At 41.8% G+C, this 19,936-nt stretch carries 22 protein-coding genes and 3 tRNA genes; 18 read left to right on the top strand and 7 right to left on the bottom strand.

Translation table 11 applies throughout. The features are described from left to right. The first annotated feature begins 1 nt into the window (after position 1). Positions 2–997 carry a DMT family transporter gene (locus ACGF5R_RS04905; RefSeq protein ID WP_112877149.1) on the top strand — a complete coding sequence of 332 codons (996 nt, stop codon included), beginning with the start codon at positions 2–4 and terminating at the stop codon, positions 995–997. 261 nt (positions 998–1,258) lie between these two features. On the opposite strand, the gene ACGF5R_RS04910 is transcribed toward ACGF5R_RS04905, so the two are convergent. Together ACGF5R_RS04910 and ACGF5R_RS04915 are read right to left on the bottom strand one after the other, a co-directional pair. Further along, on the bottom strand, positions 1,259–1,678 hold the full coding sequence (locus ACGF5R_RS04910) for a type II toxin-antitoxin system HigA family antitoxin (protein ID WP_112877148.1): 420 nt from the start codon (positions 1,676–1,678) through the stop codon (positions 1,259–1,261). Then, the gene (locus tag ACGF5R_RS04915; protein WP_262980393.1) at positions 1,675–1,986 is read right to left on the bottom strand and encodes a type II toxin-antitoxin system HigB family toxin; all 312 of its coding nucleotides are present in this window, start codon (positions 1,984–1,986) and stop codon (positions 1,675–1,677) included. Before ACGF5R_RS04915 ends, ACGF5R_RS04910 begins: the two co-directional genes overlap by 4 nt. Before the next feature lie 199 nt (positions 1,987–2,185). Between ACGF5R_RS04915 and ACGF5R_RS04920 the strand changes: the two genes are divergently transcribed. Then, positions 2,186–2,461, top strand: coding sequence for a type II toxin-antitoxin system Phd/YefM family antitoxin (locus tag ACGF5R_RS04920; protein WP_112877146.1), 276 nt, complete (start codon positions 2,186–2,188; stop codon positions 2,459–2,461). Continuing rightward, positions 2,461–2,787, top strand: coding sequence for a type II toxin-antitoxin system RelE/ParE family toxin (locus ACGF5R_RS04925; protein WP_112877145.1), 327 nt, complete (start codon positions 2,461–2,463; stop codon positions 2,785–2,787). The genes ACGF5R_RS04920 and ACGF5R_RS04925 overlap by 1 nt, the downstream gene beginning before the upstream one ends. A gap of 198 nt (positions 2,788–2,985) precedes the next feature. On the opposite strand, the gene ACGF5R_RS04930 is transcribed toward ACGF5R_RS04925, so the two are convergent. From ACGF5R_RS04930 to orn, 4 genes are all read right to left on the bottom strand, one after another. After that, a tRNA-Gly gene (locus ACGF5R_RS04930) sits at positions 2,986–3,061 on the bottom strand. A gap of 69 nt (positions 3,062–3,130) precedes the next feature. Further along, a tRNA-Gly gene (locus tag ACGF5R_RS04935) sits at positions 3,131–3,206 on the bottom strand. Between the two features lie 55 nt (positions 3,207–3,261). Further along, positions 3,262–3,337 (bottom strand) — tRNA-Gly (locus tag ACGF5R_RS04940). Positions 3,338–3,542: 205 nt separating this feature from the next. Then, positions 3,543–4,088: an oligoribonuclease gene (orn, locus tag ACGF5R_RS04945; protein ID WP_112877144.1), complete on the bottom strand. Its 546-nt coding sequence runs from the start codon at positions 4,086–4,088 to the stop codon at positions 3,543–3,545. Positions 4,089–4,182: 94 nt separating this feature from the next. Here orn and rsgA point away from each other — a divergent pair, with 94 nt between their 5' ends. The 3 genes from rsgA to mscM all read left to right on the top strand — a co-directional run bounded on the left by rsgA (position 4,183) and on the right by mscM (position 9,570). Next, positions 4,183–5,244 (top strand): small ribosomal subunit biogenesis GTPase RsgA, encoded by a 1,062-nt coding sequence (gene rsgA / locus ACGF5R_RS04950; RefSeq protein ID WP_262980394.1) that lies wholly within the window; start codon positions 4,183–4,185, stop codon positions 5,242–5,244. Between the two features lie 70 nt (positions 5,245–5,314). After that, positions 5,315–6,208, top strand: coding sequence for an archaetidylserine decarboxylase (asd, locus tag ACGF5R_RS04955; protein ID WP_262980395.1), 894 nt, complete (start codon positions 5,315–5,317; stop codon positions 6,206–6,208). 26 nt (positions 6,209–6,234) lie between these two features. Next, complete coding sequence (mscM, locus tag ACGF5R_RS04960) at positions 6,235–9,570, top strand: miniconductance mechanosensitive channel MscM (RefSeq protein WP_262980396.1); 3,336 nt, start codon at positions 6,235–6,237, stop codon at positions 9,568–9,570. Positions 9,571–9,649: 79 nt separating this feature from the next. Here the strand turns inward: mscM and ACGF5R_RS04965 are convergent, their stop codons facing one another. Beyond that, a complete protein-coding gene (locus ACGF5R_RS04965; protein WP_112877140.1) occupies positions 9,650–9,913 on the bottom strand; it encodes a PAAR domain-containing protein in 264 nt (87 codons plus the stop codon). A gap of 269 nt (positions 9,914–10,182) precedes the next feature. On the opposite strand from ACGF5R_RS04965, the gene ACGF5R_RS04970 reads away from it, so the two are divergent. The 12 genes from ACGF5R_RS04970 to ACGF5R_RS05025 all read left to right on the top strand — a co-directional run bounded on the left by ACGF5R_RS04970 (position 10,183) and on the right by ACGF5R_RS05025 (position 19,749). Beyond that, entirely contained in the window at positions 10,183–11,916 is a 1,734-nt protein-coding gene (locus tag ACGF5R_RS04970; RefSeq protein ID WP_387689952.1) for a type VI secretion system baseplate subunit TssF, read from the top strand. Between the two features lie 18 nt (positions 11,917–11,934). Then, positions 11,935–13,911 (top strand): type VI secretion system tip protein TssI/VgrG, encoded by a 1,977-nt coding sequence (gene tssI / locus ACGF5R_RS04975; RefSeq protein WP_387689954.1) that lies wholly within the window; start codon positions 11,935–11,937, stop codon positions 13,909–13,911. Then, positions 13,908–14,399 (top strand): DUF4123 domain-containing protein, encoded by a 492-nt coding sequence (locus tag ACGF5R_RS04980; protein ID WP_387689956.1) that lies wholly within the window; start codon positions 13,908–13,910, stop codon positions 14,397–14,399. Before tssI ends, ACGF5R_RS04980 begins: the two co-directional genes overlap by 4 nt. Before the next feature lie 2 nt (positions 14,400–14,401). After that, positions 14,402–14,746, top strand: a complete 345-nt coding sequence (locus ACGF5R_RS04985; protein WP_049585378.1) for a hypothetical protein — start codon at positions 14,402–14,404, stop codon at positions 14,744–14,746. Position 14,747: 1 nt separating this feature from the next. Next, a complete protein-coding gene (locus ACGF5R_RS04990) occupies positions 14,748–15,374 on the top strand; it encodes a restriction endonuclease fold toxin 5 domain-containing protein (protein WP_088374075.1) in 627 nt (208 codons plus the stop codon). A gap of 27 nt (positions 15,375–15,401) precedes the next feature. Beyond that, positions 15,402–16,136 (top strand): immunity 52 family protein, encoded by a 735-nt coding sequence (locus ACGF5R_RS04995; RefSeq protein WP_112877238.1) that lies wholly within the window; start codon positions 15,402–15,404, stop codon positions 16,134–16,136. Positions 16,137–16,138: 2 nt separating this feature from the next. Continuing rightward, positions 16,139–16,402, top strand: a complete 264-nt coding sequence (locus ACGF5R_RS05000) for a PAAR domain-containing protein (protein ID WP_112877239.1) — start codon at positions 16,139–16,141, stop codon at positions 16,400–16,402. 163 nt (positions 16,403–16,565) lie between these two features. Further along, positions 16,566–17,174 (top strand): restriction endonuclease fold toxin 5 domain-containing protein, encoded by a 609-nt coding sequence (locus ACGF5R_RS05005; RefSeq protein WP_112877240.1) that lies wholly within the window; start codon positions 16,566–16,568, stop codon positions 17,172–17,174. A 23-nt stretch (positions 17,175–17,197) separates the two neighbouring features. Further along, positions 17,198–17,920 carry an immunity 52 family protein gene (locus ACGF5R_RS05010; protein WP_112877241.1) on the top strand — a complete coding sequence of 241 codons (723 nt, stop codon included), beginning with the start codon at positions 17,198–17,200 and terminating at the stop codon, positions 17,918–17,920. 2 nt (positions 17,921–17,922) lie between these two features. Continuing rightward, positions 17,923–18,186, top strand: a complete 264-nt coding sequence (locus tag ACGF5R_RS05015) for a PAAR domain-containing protein (protein ID WP_112877242.1) — start codon at positions 17,923–17,925, stop codon at positions 18,184–18,186. A gap of 163 nt (positions 18,187–18,349) precedes the next feature. After that, positions 18,350–18,976, top strand: a complete 627-nt coding sequence (locus ACGF5R_RS05020; RefSeq protein ID WP_112877243.1) for a restriction endonuclease fold toxin 5 domain-containing protein — start codon at positions 18,350–18,352, stop codon at positions 18,974–18,976. Positions 18,977–19,014: 38 nt separating this feature from the next. Further along, entirely contained in the window at positions 19,015–19,749 is a 735-nt protein-coding gene (locus ACGF5R_RS05025; RefSeq protein ID WP_387689958.1) for an immunity 52 family protein, read from the top strand. The last annotated feature ends 187 nt before the right edge of the window (positions 19,750–19,936 follow it).

Genomic DNA, 19,936 nt, shown 5'->3' on the forward strand with positions numbered 1-19,936 from the left:
TATGAAAAGCAACCACGCATCAACGCAGTCGGTCAACAACTACTCAACCTATATCAAGCTGTCTCTTGTGGCTATCATCTGGGGAGGAACATTTGTTGCAGGTCGATACATTTCTGTCGAGACACCGCCCTTGCTATCAGCAAGCCTCAGATTCATTCTTGCGGGCATGACGTTAATTATCTTCCTCATTTTATCAGGAAAGATGTTCGTCAAGATTAGCCTATCTCAGTTATTGAAAATCACTGGACTTGGCCTCTGCGGAATATACACCTACAACCTGTTCTTCTTTTATGGTCTGCATCACACAACCGCATCCAGAGCTTCACTTATCGTGGCACTGAATCCAGCAGTAATGGCGATTTTTTCATATCTCTTTTATAAGGAAAGACAATCGCCATTGAAAATACTGGGAATTATTTTTTGTCTACTTGGTGCAATGATCGTGATTTTTAGCAAAACACCGCAACTGACAGTGGGAGAAGAGGGTAACTGGTTGGGTGATGCGCTGATCTTTGGCTGCATTTTAAGCTGGGTTGCTTATAGCGTTTTCTGCAAGAACATTGTGAACCAAATCGGCCCGCTACACACCGTTACATACTCCATTCTGGCAGGCGCTATCATGCTGACAGCAACGGCCATTTCCACCGGGCAAATGAGTTTATCTGCAATAGATACATTGCCCATAACTGATCTCTACAGCTTACTTTATCTCGGCGCAGTTGGTTCAGCAGTAGCCTACATCTGGTATTACGACGGAATCCAAAAAATTGGCTCCACTCGCTCTGGCGTATTCATCGCGCTTAACCCTTTGACCGCTGTATTGCTTGGCGCAGTACTATTAGATGAGAGATTAACATTCCCAATGTTCATCGGCGGTGCGCTCGTAATCGGAGGTATTCTGATCTGCAACAAGAGATCTATCGGTAAAAAACGTATTCCACCAGAACCTAAATCTGGGATCAACCATATAGTAAGAGCAAAGCATTACAGGAGATAAGCCAGAAATTTCATCCTATCGACGCTTTGGTACAGAACAAAAGCGTCGATCTTACAGAAACCTAATAGCAAGCCTGATTTTTAGACCTAAAAACCATGAATGTAAGAAACTTCAATAGATATTTGTATATCAAAAATTGGAGCGGAGAAATTCAACTCACAAACCATCTCTAACAAGCAAAAAAATAATAACGAATGAAAATGATAAAAAGCCGCATCACTTTCATGATGCAGCCACAATGACATTAATTATTCTAAATCATTAGAGAAACAGATCTGGCCTTACGTTGAAACGCTTAGAAAGCGCTTTAATGTGCGCAATCGTCAATGAGCGTGTACCAGAAAAAATCTGGCTGATAAGAGATTTAGAGCCGATCTCCTCTTTCAGATCTGAGTAAGAAAGACCGTGTTGATCCATCAACACGCGCAGCGCTGCAACACCGGTAGGCATATCATCTACAGCTTTATTAAATGCTGCAAAACGCTCATTGCTGTTTTCATAGTCAGCAATTTTAGCAGACAGAAAGTCAATCAGCGGGTTTTCATCATCGTGTTCGATGAGGTAATCCACCATTGCCAAAGCGTCATTATAAGCATCCTCGGAAGTGCTGCTCCCTAAGAAAGGAACAGCAGCTACCAGTAGCTTTGTGGCTTCAAGTGCTTCGGTAGGTTCTGCAATCATTCTTTCGTCTCCCGATACTGTTTAGTTAATTTGTCATACTCTGCGTGAGTGGCTATATGTTTGACGTATAAGCGTTTATTAACGAAATTTATATAGGCAATCATTCGTAAGTTTCGCCCGCCGATGTCTATCACCCACCACTTATTTCTATACTTGAAATTATCGAGACTGGGGAACTGGTTTCGTAATTCTTCAGGGTTCTCAAAATCTTTTTCTTTTAACTGTTTATACGTTGCAATAATCGCATCCTCATCATTTGGGAAATCGCGTGCAGCTTTCTCAAATGGATCCTTGGAAATAACGTGCATGTCACTCACTCCGTTTACATCATGTAAACAATATAGTGCCATCATTTTATGTTTACAAGATGTAAACATAAAAAAAGCTACCTAATATTGGTGGCCTCTTTTCCAAAATCGGCATTTGCTTAATTGGCAAGGTCATTTTACAATTAATCCATTGACTTTTTATAGTCTATATTTAGTCCTTTTTGATATGAGGAATTCTATGCGTTATTCAGAACAGATTAAGCCCATTAGCTACCTTAAAGCCAATGCAGCTACGGTGATGACGACACTCACTGAGTCCCGCTCACCGATGATTATTACACAAAATGGCGAGGCAAAAGCGGTGATTCAAGATATTGCTTCTTATGAACAGATTCAGGAAACTATGGCGTTGTTAAAGATTTTGGCTTTAGGACAACAGCAGGTTAAAGCAGGCGAAATCACTCCGGTAAAGGATGTGGTTCAACGTTTAAAGAATAAAAGAAAGTTTTCCTAATGCCATATCAGGTGGTACTGACCAAAGATGCCGAGGCGGATTTAGAGGATATCTACGATTACATTGTCGAAAATGACAGTTCAGGGAAAGCCGATTATGCATTGGATCAGTTGCTGAAAACAGCAAACAACTTGGCTAACTTTCCTGAAAAAGGCAATTATCCCAAGGAGTTGCAGGAGCTAGGGATCCGCGATTTTCGCCAAACATTTTTTAAATCTTACCGGTTCATTTATCAGCTCATTGGTCAACAAGTGGTGATTTTTGTGATTGCCGATGGTCGGCGAGATATGCAAGCCCTGCTTATGCGCCGGTTGCTGAGTGGTTAGATTTTCTCTGCATATATCACATTATCAAACAATTTATTCAATCCGCATGGTACCGACCAGTGCATATTGAACTCATAAAGTTAAAGACAAGAGTTTAAACAGCCCAGACGATGTTTAAAACACCGAGCGACAGGTTATTGATGAAAATAGATTTATTAAGGGGAGCTTCTTAGGTTATCGGCATGATTAAGGAAGACTTGGAGCGGGAAACGAGACTCGAACTCGCGACCCCGACCTTGGCAAGGTCGTGCTCTACCAACTGAGCTATTCCCGCATTACTGGCTGGCTGGTGGTAACCTGAAACAATATATTAATCTTAAGATATCAATTTCAAGTTTGAATTTGGAGCGGGAAACGAGACTCGAACTCGCGACCCCAACCTTGGCAAGGTTGTGCTCTACCAACTGAGCTATTCCCGCGTCACTGACTGGCTAATGATAACCAAAAATAACATACTGATTCCAAATCTAAATTTGGAGCGGGAAACGAGACTCGAACTCGCGACCCCGACCTTGGCAAGGTCGTGCTCTACCAACTGAGCTATTCCCGCATATCTTTTAGTATGCCATCCATACCTTATGAAATTCTTCATCGGTATGGGGAGCGCATTATACGAAAAATCGTTGCGCCCGCAAGCTTTTCAACGCAAAAAAACAAACTTTCCGGTCAAATGACGATTTAAACACCAAGGCAGGTTAATTAATCGTCACACCAAGCTTACGTTACCATACCAACAGAAAATAAAACTCTTTAACTCACAGTTGAATAAAATGTTCCCGATAATAGGCTAATTCAGCAACTGATTCACGGATATCATCCAGCGCCTGATGAGTATTCTGTTTCTTAAACCCAGCAAGGATTTCCGGCTTCCAGCGACGAGCTAATTCTTTAAGTGTACTGACATCCAGATAGCGGTAATGAAAGTAAGCTTCCAATTCTGGCATATAGCGGAACAAGAAACGCCGATCCTGACTCACACTGTTACCACAAATGGGAGAAGCACCTGCCGGAACCCATTTTTCCAAAAATTCAATCGTCGCCTTCTCTGCCTCACAATCATCAATTTTACTGGCTTTAACACGTTCAACCAACCCACTGCCCGTATGGGTGCGCACATTCCATTCATCCATCAGAGCAAGTTGTTCATCAGACTGATGAACCGCAATGACAGGCCCTTCAGCCAGGATATTCAGATTTGCATCGGTGACAATTGTCGCAATTTCAATAATGCGATCCCGCTCTGGATCTAAGCCCGTCATTTCTAGATCTATCCAGATAAGATTGTGCTCACTTTTTGACATGTTATATCCTAGATTGGAGAGAGAGTTATTATTAATGGTGTATCATAGCGCTTTTAAGCAATAACAGCGATAAATGTGAAACAAGTGAGGTTCGGTGGCTAAGCATAAACTATCCAAAGGCCAGCAACGGCGGGTACAGGAAAATCATCAGCGCAGGCTGAAAAAACAGGATAATAAACCTGAAATGGATGATAGTCAGTTAGGTGAACCTCAGGAAGGGCTAGTTATCAGCCGTTTCGGCCAACATGCTGATGTCGAGGCAGAAGACGGTTCTATACAACGTTGTAATATTCGCAGAACTATCCGCTCATTGGTAACCGGCGATCGAGTGGTATGGCGTCCTTCGCTGCAAACCCAAGTAGATGTTAAAGTGAATGGTATTGTTGAAGCCGTTCACGAACGGACTTCCGTACTCACGCGGCCTGATTATTATGATGGTATTAAACCTATCGCCGCCAATATTGACCAGATAGTGATTGTGTCAGCCATTCTTCCTGAACTGTCACTCAATATTATTGATCGCTACCTTGTTGCCTGTGAAACATTGGGCATTGAACCGCTGATTGTATTGAATAAAATTGATCTGTTGGACGAAGAAAGCCGTAAATGGGTCAACGAAATCATGTCCACATACCACAACATTGGTTACAGAGTATTGAAACTCTCAAGCCATACGGGTGAAGGTATGGAAGAATTAACGAAGATGCTCGCAGGTCGAATCACTATTTTTGCCGGTCAATCTGGTGTGGGTAAATCAAGTTTACTCAATACACTCTTGCCGGAAAGTGAAGCAGAAATCTTGGTCAATCAGGTTTCAGATGTTTCCGGTTTAGGTCAACACACCACAACAGCATCCCGTCTTTATCATTTTCCTCATGGCGGTGATGTTATTGATTCTCCTGGTGTTCGAGAGTTTGGCCTGTGGCATTTAACACCGGAGCAGATAACTCAGGGTTTTATCGAATTCCGTGATTATCTGGGCAGTTGTAAATTCCGTGATTGTAAACATCGGGACGATCCAGCGTGTGCGTTACGCAAGGCAGTGGAAGACAATGAAATAACTCAAGAACGTTTTGAGAATTATCACCGTATTCTCGATAGCATGGATCAAATTAAGCCACGCAAGACTTTTACAGATAACGATAGCTCTAACTGACATCAAATGAAAGGACGGGTACAATAACCCCCTTTTGTCTAATTTTGCCAATAGAATCCAAGAGGTTGACGTGCTGGATAACATTAAAATCAGGTTGCACTATTTACTGCCTAAACAGGGAATAACTCATCTAGCAGGCTGGTTTGCCAACAAAAAAGCTGGCTGGTTAACTCAACTGGCAATCAAGGCGTTTGCCCGTGTTTATAAAGTGGATATGAATGAAGCGAAAGCGCCTGAGTTTTCAGCATACACCACATTCAATGAGTTTTTTATCCGCCCATTAAAAGATGATATTCGCCCAGTTGTCAGCAATGAACACCAATTAGCGCTACCTGCTGATGGTACTATCAGTCAGTTAGGCAATATCCGAACATACCAGCTCCTTCAAGCCAAAGGACATCACTACACACTTGAAGCTCTACTCGCCGGCAATCACCAATTGGCAGAGATATTCTGTGATGGGCAGTTTGTAACGACTTACTTATCACCTAAAGATTATCACCGTGTACATATGCCTTGCGATGGATTACTGAAAGAGATGATCTATGTCCCAGGCGATCTATTCTCTGTCAATCCATTGACTGCTGCCAACGTGCCAAATCTGTTCGCTCGTAATGAAAGAGTCATCTGTCTGTTTGAGACTCAATTTGGGCCCATGATACAGATTCTGGTTGGTGCAACTATCGTCGGCAGTATTGAAATGGCTTGGTGTGGTACGGTTACACCACCACGGGAAGGTATTATCAAACGCTGGACTTACCCCGAAGCCGGTGCAACTGGCGCAATTTCTTTAAAGAAAGGTGAAGAAATGGGGCGTTTCAAATTGGGTTCTACCGTCATTAACCTGTTTGCACAAAATCAGATACAGTTAGCCGGGCATTTAAGCAGTGGCTCAACAACCCGCATGGGTGAACTGTTAGCCCAAGCTATCATGCCTGACGAACCCACTGACAACATAAGCTAATCCCTTGCCAAGGAGAGCCCTTTATCGTGCGCCTGATTATCAGCTTACTGTTTAGCCTGATCATTATTAATCCGGTTCTTGCTGCGATTCCACTTGATGAGAACCAGCTCAAACAAGAACTGAAACAAATCGAATCCAGCAAAAACCCGCAGGATGCAGAAGTTACTCAGGCGTTGCAAGGCGCTCTCAATTGGATTGCCGATACTAAATCAGCTAACGACAGAACACAAAAGTATCAGACCGCCATTGATGATTTTCCTAAAATAACGAAAGAACTTCGTCAAAAATTACTTACTGAAAGTGATACTCCCCGCCCAATTCCTGCTAACCAACCCATAGCAAGCATTGAGCAACAGATCATTCAAATCAGCAGTCGGTTGCTAGAACAAGGGGGGCAATTACAGCAAGAACAGGACAAAGGACGGGAAATCAGTGACTCTCTCGTACTATTACCGCAACAACAATCAGAAGCACGACGCTTGCTAACTGAAGCATCTTCTCGCCTACAATCATTAGGAACACCCTCCACCCCATTAGGAGAGGCTCAATTTGCCTTAGCTCAAGCCGAAGTCAATGCCCACAAAGCGACAGTCAATGAACTCGAAATAGCTCAACTTTCTGCGAATAATCGACAGGAAATTTCCCGTATGCGGGTTGAACTGTTCAAAAAGCGATATCATCGACTTGATCTTGAACTGCAACAACTCCGTAGCCAACTTAATGTACAACGCCAGCAAAAAGCAGAATTAGCCCTAGAACATACCGAGATGCTGGCGGAACAAAGTGATCAGCTACCAAAATTTCTGCTTGATGAATTACAACTGAACCGGAATTTATCTCAGGAATTAAATCAACAAGCACAACGAATGAATGTCATCGGCTCAAAGCAACGCCAAGCCGCCAGTGATATTATTCAGGTCCGGCAAGCATTGAATACTATTCGTGAACAGGCACAATGGCTCGGTGGCTCCACAACGCTCGGAGAAGCGCTCCAAACTCAGCTTGCCCGTTTGCCTGACATGTCTAAACCCCAGCAACTTGATCGGAATATTGTCAAATTCAGAGTCGATCGGCTGAAATACGAAGACATGCTGGAGCAGTTACAAAAAGACACAAACCCCGTACAAAAAAGCAACGTTGCGTTAACTGCTGAACAAGAGCGGATTTATGATTCTCTTACCCGCACCCGCAAAGAATTACTTAATTCATTATTATCTGGTTACGACAGTGAAATCCTTGAATTGACCAAACTGAAAGTCGCTACCAGTCAGCTAAATGATGCGCTAACCGAAGTTAAAGAGGCCACACACCGTTATCTATTCTGGGTCGCGGATGTTAACCCCATTTCGCTCAATTACCCAATCAGTGTTGTGCAGGATCTGACCCGTCTATTATCACTGGATACCTTCTCTCAGTTAAGCGGCGCTCTAATAGTCATGCTGACCACTCAGGATACGCTGCTGTATCTGCTTGGAACCCTATTCCTGGTTATATTCAGCGTCGGTTCTCTCCGCCATTATCATGCATTCCTTGAACGCGCGAGTAACCGTATCGGCAAAGTCACCTATGATCACTTTTCTCTCACTTTACGTACCGTATTCTGGTCGGTTGTGGTCGCGTTACCTTTGCCTATGCTCTGGTCCGCCATTGGCTATGGGCTGCAAAGCGCTTGGCAGTATCCTATGGCGACAGCTATTGGTTATGGTGTCAGTGCTACGACGCCCGTATTATGGATCTTCATACTAAGTGCCACTTTCGCCCATCCCAATGGGTTATTCATTGCCCATTTTCGTTGGCCGGAAGAACGTGTTAAACGGGCTTTACGATTCTACCAACTATCTATCTTTGCTATTGTGCCGTTGGTCATGGCATTGATAACGTTTGAACATTACAGTGATCGAGAATTTTCTTCCACACTCGGTAGGCTCTGCTTCCTCGTCCTGTGCGTCTCCTTAAGCCTGATCACTAACAGCTTGAAACGGGCAAAAGTCCCGCTCTATCTGGATAAAAATGGCTACGGCGAAAATGTTATCAATATTGCTCTCTGGTGGATTTTACTCTCTGCGCCGATAGTCGCAGCGCTAGCTTCCATACTCGGGTATTTCAGCACATCACAAGCATTGCTAGGGCGTTTAGAGACTTCCGTTGCTATCTGGTTCTTCCTACTGGTTATTTACCATATTATCCGTCGTTGGATGCTGATTCAGCGACGCCGGATCGCCTTTGACCGGGCAAAACAGCGACGGGCAGAAATTCTGGCCCAACGCGCCAAAGGAGAAGACGACTCAACAGGTTCAAGCAGTATCGAAGGCGCCATTGAAGTTGAGGAACCCATTATTGATCTGGATGCAATCAGCGCCCAGTCACTGGGATTAATCCGTTCAATTCTGACTCTGCTTGCCTTGGTTTCACTCATTTGGCTCTGGTCTGAACTTCATTCCGCTTTCTCATTTCTAGAAAATATCCGACTGTGGGATGTCACCACCACAATAAACAATGTAGAAACTGTTCAACCCATCACCGTAGGTTCTGTCTTGATTGCTATCTTGGTGATTATTATCACCACTCAACTGGTGCGTAACCTGCCCGCGCTGCTTGAGTTGGCCTTACTACAGCATTTGGAACTCACACCAGGTACCGGCTTTGCCATCACCACACTCACCAAATACACCATTACTTTGATTGGTGGTCTGGTCGGTTTCTCTCTGATTGGTATCGAATGGTCAAAATTGCAATGGCTTGTTGCTGCGTTAGGAGTTGGATTAGGTTTTGGCTTACAGGAGATCTTCGCCAACATCGTTTCCGGCCTGATGATCTTGTTCGAAAAACCGATCCGTATCGGTGATACCGTGACTATTCGCAATCTGACCGGTAGCATCACCAAGATCAATACACGAGCAACAACCCTGTCGGATTGGGACAGAAAAGAGATAATTGTTCCCAACAAGGCATTTATTACTGAGCAGTTTATCAACTGGTCATTATCTGACACTATCACTCGTGTTGTACTGACAATTCCTGCGCCGGCAGAAGCTAGTTGTGAAGAAGTCACCCAAATCCTATTAACCGCCGCTAAACGCAGCGCTCTGATCCTTGATAACCCGGCACCGGAAGCCTATCTGGTTGATCTTCAACATGGTATTCAGATATTTGAATTACGTATTTATGCCGCTGAAATGGGGCATCGCATGCCTGTTCGTCATGAAGTCCATCAGCTTATTTTGCAAGGATTCCGCGAACACGGCATTACTCTGCCATTCCCACCATTTCAAGCGAGTATTGATGTTATTGGTCAGGATATTCGCAGTGCGACAACAAATAGATCAGGCCGTAATCCACCACGTCAACCGGGTAGTTTGTAAAAAGATAATGAAGCACTGAGCATCCGTACTTGAATCAACTAGCCCTATTTCAGGCAGAATATGGCCTTTTATCGCCATCTTATGCTTGAAATAGGCTTTGCGAAGCAATCAATGTCGCGCCACAAGAGGTTTTCATTCCCTCCAGTGCGTACATTTGTCCATTGGAGCTGACTATTTTAGGAGTTCCTTCAACAATGGTTTGATTACCACCACATTTTGGACAAGATACAACATCTCCAACCCGAGCCGCTTTCTTCCCTAACACATCAAAGCCTTGATCACCTGCTAAAACCTTGCCGCCATGCGAAGTCGAATCACCGACCAAAATAATAGGACGTGACATATTTCCCTCCATTAACTAATGACTTAAATATTAATTTCAGTTTCCAACATCTGGCTATCATGGCACCATAAATTTATTAAGTAAAACTTATGCTCACCAAACATCTTGAAATAAATTACATAATTAAGTTACTTGAACACTTAATAAATTTACATTATTAACTGTTTTAAACAAAAAATTACACATAATTAAATTATCAACCTTGATATCCATCAGCTCAAAATATAAATTTACATTAATATTTGATCGGAAAAAAGACAAAAGTAGATATGGAAAATTTTGAGGATTTCTATAGGGAAGCGCTTTCACAAATAAAGCATGATATGCGCAACGCCGCACAGGAACACCCACACTTGGCCCCATTTACCCCTGAATCTGGCGACCCGGATGTTCTCCGAGTACTGGAAGGTTTTGCGCTTATAACTGCCGGTCTTCAGCAAAAAATTAATGATGGTTTCCCGGAAGTCATCAACCCTCTTTTACGAAAAGTATGGCCGATACCTTTACATCCGATCCCTTCAACCAGCATTATCCAGTTAGATATTCAACCGGGCAGCATGACTGAAACTACAAACATTGCCAAAGGCAGTGAAATTTCTGCCATACAACATAAACAATCAATTACGTTCAGAACTACCCAAGATATTAGTATTGAACCAGTTACCTTGATCCATAAGACGCTGACACACAGCCAAGACAAAAGCCTGATATCACTGACTTTTCAATATCATGGACAAACTACCAAGTGGAAGACAGGGCAAGTCACGCTTTTTCTGGGAGAAGATCAAAAACTGGCGTCTTTACTGACGAAATACATAGATCAATCGCTGAATAACACTTATCTGAAAACATCCCTTGAAGAGAAGGAGATGTGGCTGTCTATTGAGAGCGCTCCCCGCCAGAAGGAAAATTTGGTACTGCCGAGACCACATGACTATTTCTGGCCGTTGCAGGTGTTATACGAATACCTTTATCTGCCACATGTTAATGACTTTATGTCATTTGATTTATCAGAGGAGATCGCTGAGCTCCCTTTGGGAGAGGATAAGCAATTTACCATTATCCTAGAATTTGACTGTAACATTCCCATAGAGGACATTACACCCGCATTCATTCCCCATTGCGTACCGGTTATCAACCTGGTTCCGACAAAAACAAAACCGATTGCATTTGAAAAGGGCAAATCGTGTTATGTATTAAAATCAGATGAAATCTTTAGCATTGACAAAGTTAAACTCCAATCTGAACCAGAGGAAACATCCGACGGATCTGACCACTGCGTTCCTCTTATCGATAGCGCGCAACTGGCAGCCTGCCATTTTGCCGAACCCAGTGACAACATATTGCTTTTTAACTATATACGGGAAGAATCGCCATTTAGTGGCAGCCAAATTAATCTTACGTTTTATGATCATCAGGCAAAACCTATAACAGAGCACCACTATCGCGACTTTTACTGCCAATATCACCGATTTCATGCGCAAGCACATGCATTGGGCATTGGGGAAATTTGTATACCAAGCGAGCAGATACCCAGCCATATTCAGACCAGAAATATCGTGCCGGCGTCAAAAAATCTTCCTGCCGTAGTAAACAGTCATCAGCATTGGCCGATACTATCCTTATTGTCGATTGGGCCATTTTTTCTCAGTCACATTGATACCGTCAGATCTCTGGTTAAACAACTTGATACCTTCGCTCATCTGGACGCCCCGCGTAGCCGACATATTCAGCGCATGGCCGATGGTCTCAGTAAAATCCACATTGTTCCATTCTACCATATGGGTGACGGTGTTCCCGTGAGAGCCCAGAGAATCACGCTTCGCATGACGTCAGCAAATTATCAACATGAAGGAGAAATGTATGCGTTCGCTAAGACATTGCACACCGCTTTCTCCCTCTGCCTGGTGGAAACAAGCCTTCACCAATTAATTGCCATCAATGACGACACAGGCGAATGCTGGGAATTTTACAATATGCCTGGGCATCAAAAGATCATGTAATGTAATTGAGGAAAAATTATGAAAACCGGACTCCGCTTTTCCTGCACTATCGGCAACCTGGAAACCAAAACTTTTGCAGTGGTTGATTTTACGTTAGATGAGGCGCTTTCATCGTTATTTACCCTGTCTCTGACGTTAGCGGCACATCGTTCAGATATTGATACCGATACCCTCCTGCTCCAAGCCGTGCGGTTTACCGTCACCCGTGACGATATTCTGCAACGCGAAGTGAAAGGATTGGTTGAAAGCGCAGTTGTTGGGACCACAAACCGGCATCAAACCCAGTATCACCTGACAGTCAGGCCAGAAATGTGGCTTCTGACACTCGATCAGGACAGCCGTATTTATCACCAACTCAGCATTCCCGATATTCTACAAAGCATCCTGAAGCAGAAGCAACTCAGGGCCAATATACATTTGAATAACCCACATTCAACGCGGGAATATGTCACCATGAAAAGGGAATCATCCTATGATTTCTTTACCCGCTTGGCGGCTGAAGAGGGGATTTTCTTCTGGTTCGCCGATGACGGGCTCCATCTGAGTGATAGCCACCTGAACATGAGAGCGCAGGATACACTGATCTACAACCCGGACGTTACCAGCGCAGTAGAAGAAAATGTTATCTACAAATGGCTGTTTGGCTCCCACATGCGCCCTGAATCCACTACCCAAAAAGACAGAAATTATCACAATCCCAATTATGCTTTACGGCACAATGCAACAGATTTTGAGGCAGAAAACGACACACTATTTCATATTTTCGAAAGTTACGGGCGTTTTCAGAAAGACAAAGAGGCCATTCCGTTTACCCAGTACCGGCTGGAAGCCCTGCGCGCTGACAGCAAATCCGGGATAGCGAACAGTAATTGTATTCGATTAATGCCGGGCAGAATCTTCACATTAACCAACCATCCGATTGACGCCATGAATGACCGCTGGCAAGTCATCTCTTCCCAACATACAGGGCATGTCCCTGCGGTTTTAGGCGACGGAGGAACCGGCACTACCCTGAATTCACAAACCCGGTTTATACCAGGCCGCAACGATTGGCGGCCGCCATACCGCTATAAACCATTGGCTGACGGCGATGAAATCGCAACAGTTGTCGGACCGGGCACTGAAGAAATTTATGTCAATAAAGATGGCGCGGTTCGCGTTCACTTTCACTGGAACCGTTATGATGCGCCTGACGACCAGGCTTCTTGCTGGGTGCGGGTTGCACAAGGGTGGAATGGCAACGGATTTGGTTTTCTGGCAACGCCGCGAGTCGGTCAGGAAGTGATTATCTCCTATCTCAACGGCGATATTGACCGGCCTATTATTACCGGATGCACTTACAACGGTCTTAACCGCCCGCCGCTGAATTTACCCGCGGAAAAGACGCGCACCACGTTCAGAACCAAAACACATAAAGGTAACGGCTTTAACGAATTACGTTTTGAGGATGAAAATGGCAGCGAGGAAGTGTTTATTCATGCCCAGCGGGATATGAATACACAGGTTCTGAATGATGAAGCCTGTAATATCGGACACAACCGGACACATCATATCAAACATGATGCCCATTTACGCATTGACAATGAGTACCGCGTACAGGCGGGCAATGATATTTCCCTATCTACGGAGCAGAAACTCCATATCAAAGCAGATGATGCTCTGTTAACTCAAAGCGGTAATGAAATTCACCTAAGTTCCGGCGCTAAAGTCGTGATTGATGCTGGCAGTGAACTGACTCTACAGGCCGCCGGGCACTTCCTTAAAATCGATGCGGGCGGTATTACCAGCAGTGCGGGCATTAACTTTGGCAGTGGATCACCCGGCAGCGGCTCAGGTTGGAGCGGCAAGCTGCCAGATAAGCTGGATAAACTGAAACAGGCGAGCGTCGTACAGGCAGAAAAAGCCCTGACGGCACCGTTGAAAGAAATCTGTCTGACCTGTCTGATGAAAGCAGAACAGGATGGCACAGCAATGGTTATCAGGGGGCAGTCATGACACCGGAATTACAGAAAGAATGGAGTGAATACAGAGAAATGCATCCCGAAATGAAATGGTACGCCTTAGTCAGTGGCCTACAGTATGAACGTCATTTTGCTGAGGAGATTAAGTATATCGCCGGCACAAATAATCCTCTGTTCCGGCAATACCCGGATGCCAAAATTGCGTTCGCGGGGCCATGGTTGTTTGATATGGCTTATGCGAAATCATGGGAAGAAAAGTTATCTGCGCTGGAAAAGGTTGCACCTTCGGTGTCTTGGCTACACACCACGCTGTCTTTGGACAAACTGACCCGTCACCTTGAAAACTACCTGAATGTTGAGTTGGAAACGGGGGAAACGGCATTGCTGCGTTTTTACGATCCCCGCATCTTGCATCAGATCCGGGATATTTTCAGCCCAGAACAATTGTCGGCATTCACTGACGGTATTCATGAGTGGGTGTATTCTTTTGATAATAATGACCATTTTGTAAAAGGAGTCTAGTGATGATAAAACTCAGCAAGGAGCAGGTCGCTAAATTTATTAATGCGGAAGATGAGGCTTATGTGACCCAGATCCGACAACGTATTCTAGTTGAGCACAGTGAATTAGTCGAAAATGAAAGTGAACACAACCTACATCAGCGGTTAAAGAAGGCTTATCTTGATTTAATTGCGATGGGGTTTAAAGATGAAGCGTTGGTCCGCTCTTATTTATACTTCGTTGCGTTTAATCATGATTTTCACGGCTCATCAGAAATCCAGAACATGTTGAACACGGGAGATAGCCCAGAACAACAATACCGTGATTATTTGCGGGTCATGGATAATTTATTGAAAAGGAGAAATTGATATGCCATTACCACTTCTTGCGCCAGCTGCTCCTGCTCTTTTAGCTGCTGCTGAATGGACACTGGCTGCTTGTGCAACAGGATTAGCCGCCGTTGGTGTGATGGAAAGCACCAAAAATAAAGAAGGTGAACAAGACAAGGCAAAAGCGAATACACAAACAATTGCTTCGTCCCGTACCGAATGTGAGAAATGTCCGGCAATTGGCAACGTTACGATGGTTTGGGAAAAGACCACATCGTATTCAGAAATCACTATTGCTTATCAAACAAAAATTGCCGGAACGATATACAACCCTGAATTAAACATAATTGAAACTTGGTTATGTATGGATACAAATTTTGATGGTTGGAAACCTGCACAATGTTTATTTCTTGAAGCCAAAGCCAAATATGATCAATTTTTCAAAGATGGAGAACCTAATGACTTTTATAAGAATATAAAGTTAAAGGGAAAAATGTCTGGATATGACAGTATGATTAATCAGGCTAGAAGGCAGAATGTAGTATGCGAGACATTAAATAATATTCCAAAATCCCATTGGCACTTCCTAGAACCAATATCTTATGAACACTTTCTTACGGCACTTTCTATATTTTCTAACATTACGGTATTTAACACTGAACTTTAATTATTCTCATAAAAAGGAGAGTTAAAAATGACAATTATCTTTTCAAGAATAAAATTATTTCATGATTCAAATGAGGCTTTAACTCCTGAAAACGCATTACTTGATTTATATCAGATTACACGCAAGATAAATAAGTTAACAACTAGAAAAAGTGGTTGGTGTTTGCCTGGTTATACTCAAGAAGAAAGATTAAAAAATAATGCATTTGATGAAAATGGACCTACTAAATACGCTATAGAGGATTTTAAAGAAACTTATAATGAAAACTCAAAATTTATTGTGAAATCATTATCTGATGGAGTCGACGAGAACAACAATAGTATTCTATATATGGGAGAAGATAAAACCCATATTAACCCTGTCAGATTAGGTAAAACTAATATATCTATAAGCATCAATTTAGACAAAGATAGATTTAATTTTCAAGATATTATTGAATTTTTAAAAAATTCAATATCGGTTCGAAACTCTCCATTTATTTTAGTAGATACAAGAGGCTATTCGCTAAAACAAAAACAAGTTTTTCCAGATAGGGTTTATGCCGGCTGGATGCTCTATTTGCCAGTAGAAATAGACCCGACTTTAGTCCCAATGGCGGAAGAAATAATATCTATTTCTGATAAAAATGACAAAAAAGGCTCATTAATTATCACGACAAAAGATATTTTTGATATTGAAAACCAGGAGCATATCAATAAAGCCAATGATATTGAAATCTGCTTGCGGGATCTACAAATACTCCCCTTGATGACAGAGTTATAAATATGACAAACAGAGCCGTAATCCGATTAAACGACCTAACCGATCATGGTGGTAAAGTCATTACCGCCATTGATAATTACGTGTATCAAGGCGTTCCTGTTGCCGCTAAAGGTGATTTAGTAAGCTGCCCTAAATGCAAAGGGGTTTTCCCTATTGTGGAAGGGAGTAACGACTTAAAGCATCAGGGAAAACCTGTCGCATTAGAAGGTATGCAAACAGCCTGTGGCGCAAAACTGATTGCCAGCCAGAAAGATTTTCTTGCTTAATGAGACGACAATCACTTTGGCCTATTTTAGGCAATACTGGCGCACTGCACCTGTCTTCTCCATTTTACCGGGCTAATACATTAATCCGGTAAAACGGAGAGACGAGAAAAATATCGCGACTATTCGCGGGTCATGGATAATTTATTGAGAAGGAGAAATTGATATGCCATTACCACTTCTTGCGCCAGCGGCTCCTGCTCTTTTAGCTGCTGCTGAATGGACACTGGCTGCTTGTGCAACAGGATTAGCCGCCGTTGGTGTGATGGAAAGCACCAAAAATAAAGAAGGTGAACAAGACAAGGCAAAAGCGAATACACAAACAATTGCTTCGTCCCGTACCGAATGTGAGAAATGTCCGGCAATTGGCAACGTTACGATGGTTTGGGAAAAGACCACATCGTATTCAGAAATAACTATTGCTTATCAAACAAAAATTGCCGGGACGATATACAACCCTGAATTAAACATAATTGAAACTTGGTTATGTATGGATACAAATTTCGATGGTTGGAAACCTGCACAATGCTTATTTCTTGAGGCTAAGGCTAAATATGACCAATTTTTCAAAAATGGAATACCTATAGATTGGTGGAAAATAAGTAAAAGCGGGGATAGATCCATGACGACTCAAGTAGAAAAGCAGCAAGAAGTATGCACTACATTAAATGGAATCCCAAATTCTCACTGGCATTTTATGCAACCTATAAGCTATGCCTATTATTTAGAAAAATTTTCTATTTATCCCAACATTAAAGTATTTCATACTATTTAACATTTAAGTAAGGGTAAAGATAAATGACTACGTTATCATTAAATATGAAATTATATACAGATTGGAAAGAACCATTAACTCCAACAATAGTTCTTACCGATTTATATAAAATCACACAACAAGTAGATATATTTTTTGGACGCCATAAAACTTGGTATTTACCAGGAGATACTCGTCAAGAATCTTTACAACATATTGCTTTTGATCAACAAGGAGCAACAAAAGAAGCAATAAAAGAATTTGAAGAAGAATATACAGAAGAAAATCCTATAGTTATTAAAGGGATTTGGGATGGCGAAGATGATGACCATTCATGTTCAATTTGTTATATGAATTATCGTCGAGATCGGTTAGGACAAACTCAAATAGATTTTCATATATCTATCGAAGAAAATGAATTTCAGCTATCACGACTAATCAATTTTATTAATTTTCTGATTTCTACTCATAGCGCACCTTACATTATGGTAGAAAACAATGCATATAGAATAAAAAGAAAACATATTTTCCCAGATCGTTTAAGTGCTGGCTGGATGCTCTATTTACCAGTAGAAATAGACCCGACTTTAGTTCCAATGGCGGAAGAGATAATACCTGTTTCTGATAAAAATGACAAAAAAGGCTCATTGATTATCACTACAAAAGATATTTTTGATATTGAAAACCAGGAGCATATTAATAAAGCCAATGATATTGAAATCTGCTTGCGGGATCTACAAATATTACCTCTGATAACAGAGATATAACTATGGCAAGCAAAACAGTTATCCGATTAAATGACCTAACCGATCATGGTGGTAAAGTCATTACCGCCATTGATAATTACCTGTATCAAGGCGTACCTGTTGCTGTTAAAGGTGATTTAGTAAGCTGCCCTAAATGCAAAGGGGTTTTCCCTATTGTGGAAGGGAGTAATGACTTAAAGCATCAGGGAAAACCTGTCGCATTAGAAGGTATGCAAACAGCCTGTGGTGCAAAACTGATTGCCAGCCAGAAAGATTTTCTCGCTTAATGAGACGACAATCATTTTGGCCTATTTTAAGCAATACTGGCGTACTGCACCTGTCTTCTCCGTTTTACCGGGCTAATACATTAATCCGGTAAAACGGAGAAACGAGAAAAATACCGTGATTATTCGCAGGTTATAGATAATTTATTGAAAAGGAGAAATTGACATGCCATTACCACTTCTCGCGCCAGCGGCTCCCGCTCTTTTAGCGGCTGCTGAATGGACACTGGCTGCTTGTGCATCAGGATTAGTCGCCGTTGGTGTGATGGAAAGCACCAAAAATAAAGAAGGTGAACAAGATAAGGCAAAAGCGAATACACAAACAATTGCTTCGTCCCGTACCGAATGTGAGAAATGTCCGGCAATTGGCAACGTTACGATGGTTTGGGAAAAGACCACATCGTATTCAGAAATAACCATTGCTTATCAAACAAAAATTGCCGGGACGATATACAACCCTGAATTAAACATAATTGAAACTTGGTTATGCATGGATACAAACTTTGATGGTTGGAAACCTGCACAATGTTTATTTCTTGAGGCTAAGGCTAAGTATGACCAGTTTTTTAAGAATGGTGAGCCTAAAAACTTCTATAAAGATGTAAAATTAAAAGGAGATATGTCTGGGCATGACAGTATGATTTATCAGGCTAAAAAACAAAATTTAGTATGTATAACCTTAAACAATGTGCCGAAATCATATTGGCATTTTTTGCAACCTGTATCTTATGCATATTTCTCTAGAGCATTTATTAAATTTAATAACATTAAAGTGTTTAATACTGTGATTTGATAGTTGTTTAATTATATTTTGCGTAAAAAGGTAAAGATATGACAACAATATACCCAAGAATAGAACTATTTCACGATCTAAACAAGAGCATAACACCCGAAGTGGCATTGAGTGATTTATATCCGGTGGTGCAACAAGTAAATAAATTATCAAATAAGCAAAGTGGTTGGCATTTACCTGAGAATTCTTTGGAAGAAAGATTATTGTACCGAGCATTTGATGAAAATGGGCCTACTGAGTACGCATTAAAACATTTTGAAGCAACTTTTGATGAAAAATTTAAACTTATTGTTAAATCTTTATCAGATGGAAATAATGAAGACAATAATAGTATTTTATATACAAGCGAAGATGGAATTCATAATAACCCTATCCGATTAGGGAAAACCAACATATCAATTAACATTAGTCTTAAAAAAGAAGATGTTAACTTTGAGAAATTCATAATATTCATTAAAAATTTAATATCTAATTGTAAGTCTCCATTTGTTTTAGTAGATACAAGAGACTACTCACTAAAACAAAAACAAGTTTTTCCAGATAGGGTTTATGCCGGCTGGATGCTCTATTTGCCAATAGAAATAGATCCGACTTTAGTTCCAATGGCGGAAGAAATAATATCTATTTCTGATAAAAATGACAAAAAAGGCTCATTAATTATTACGACAAAAGATATCTTCGATATTGAAAACCAAGAGCATATCAATAAAGCCAATGATATTGAAATCTGCTTGCGGGATCTACAAATACTACCATTGATGACAGAGTTATAAATATGACAGACAGAGCCGTAATCCGTTTAAGCGACATAACCGATCATGGTGGTAAAGTCATTACCGCCATTGATAATTAACCTGAACTCTGGATAAAAAAATGGAACTAAGTGCCTGTTCCAAGATCAAAATTTTCGACCAAGAAAAAAACGATCTTATTAGGAACAGGCATGGATAAACTAGTTGA

It is taken from the genome of Photorhabdus sp. RM71S (assembly GCF_042879355.1).
Lineage (GTDB): Bacteria > Pseudomonadota > Gammaproteobacteria > Enterobacterales > Enterobacteriaceae > Photorhabdus > Photorhabdus kayaii.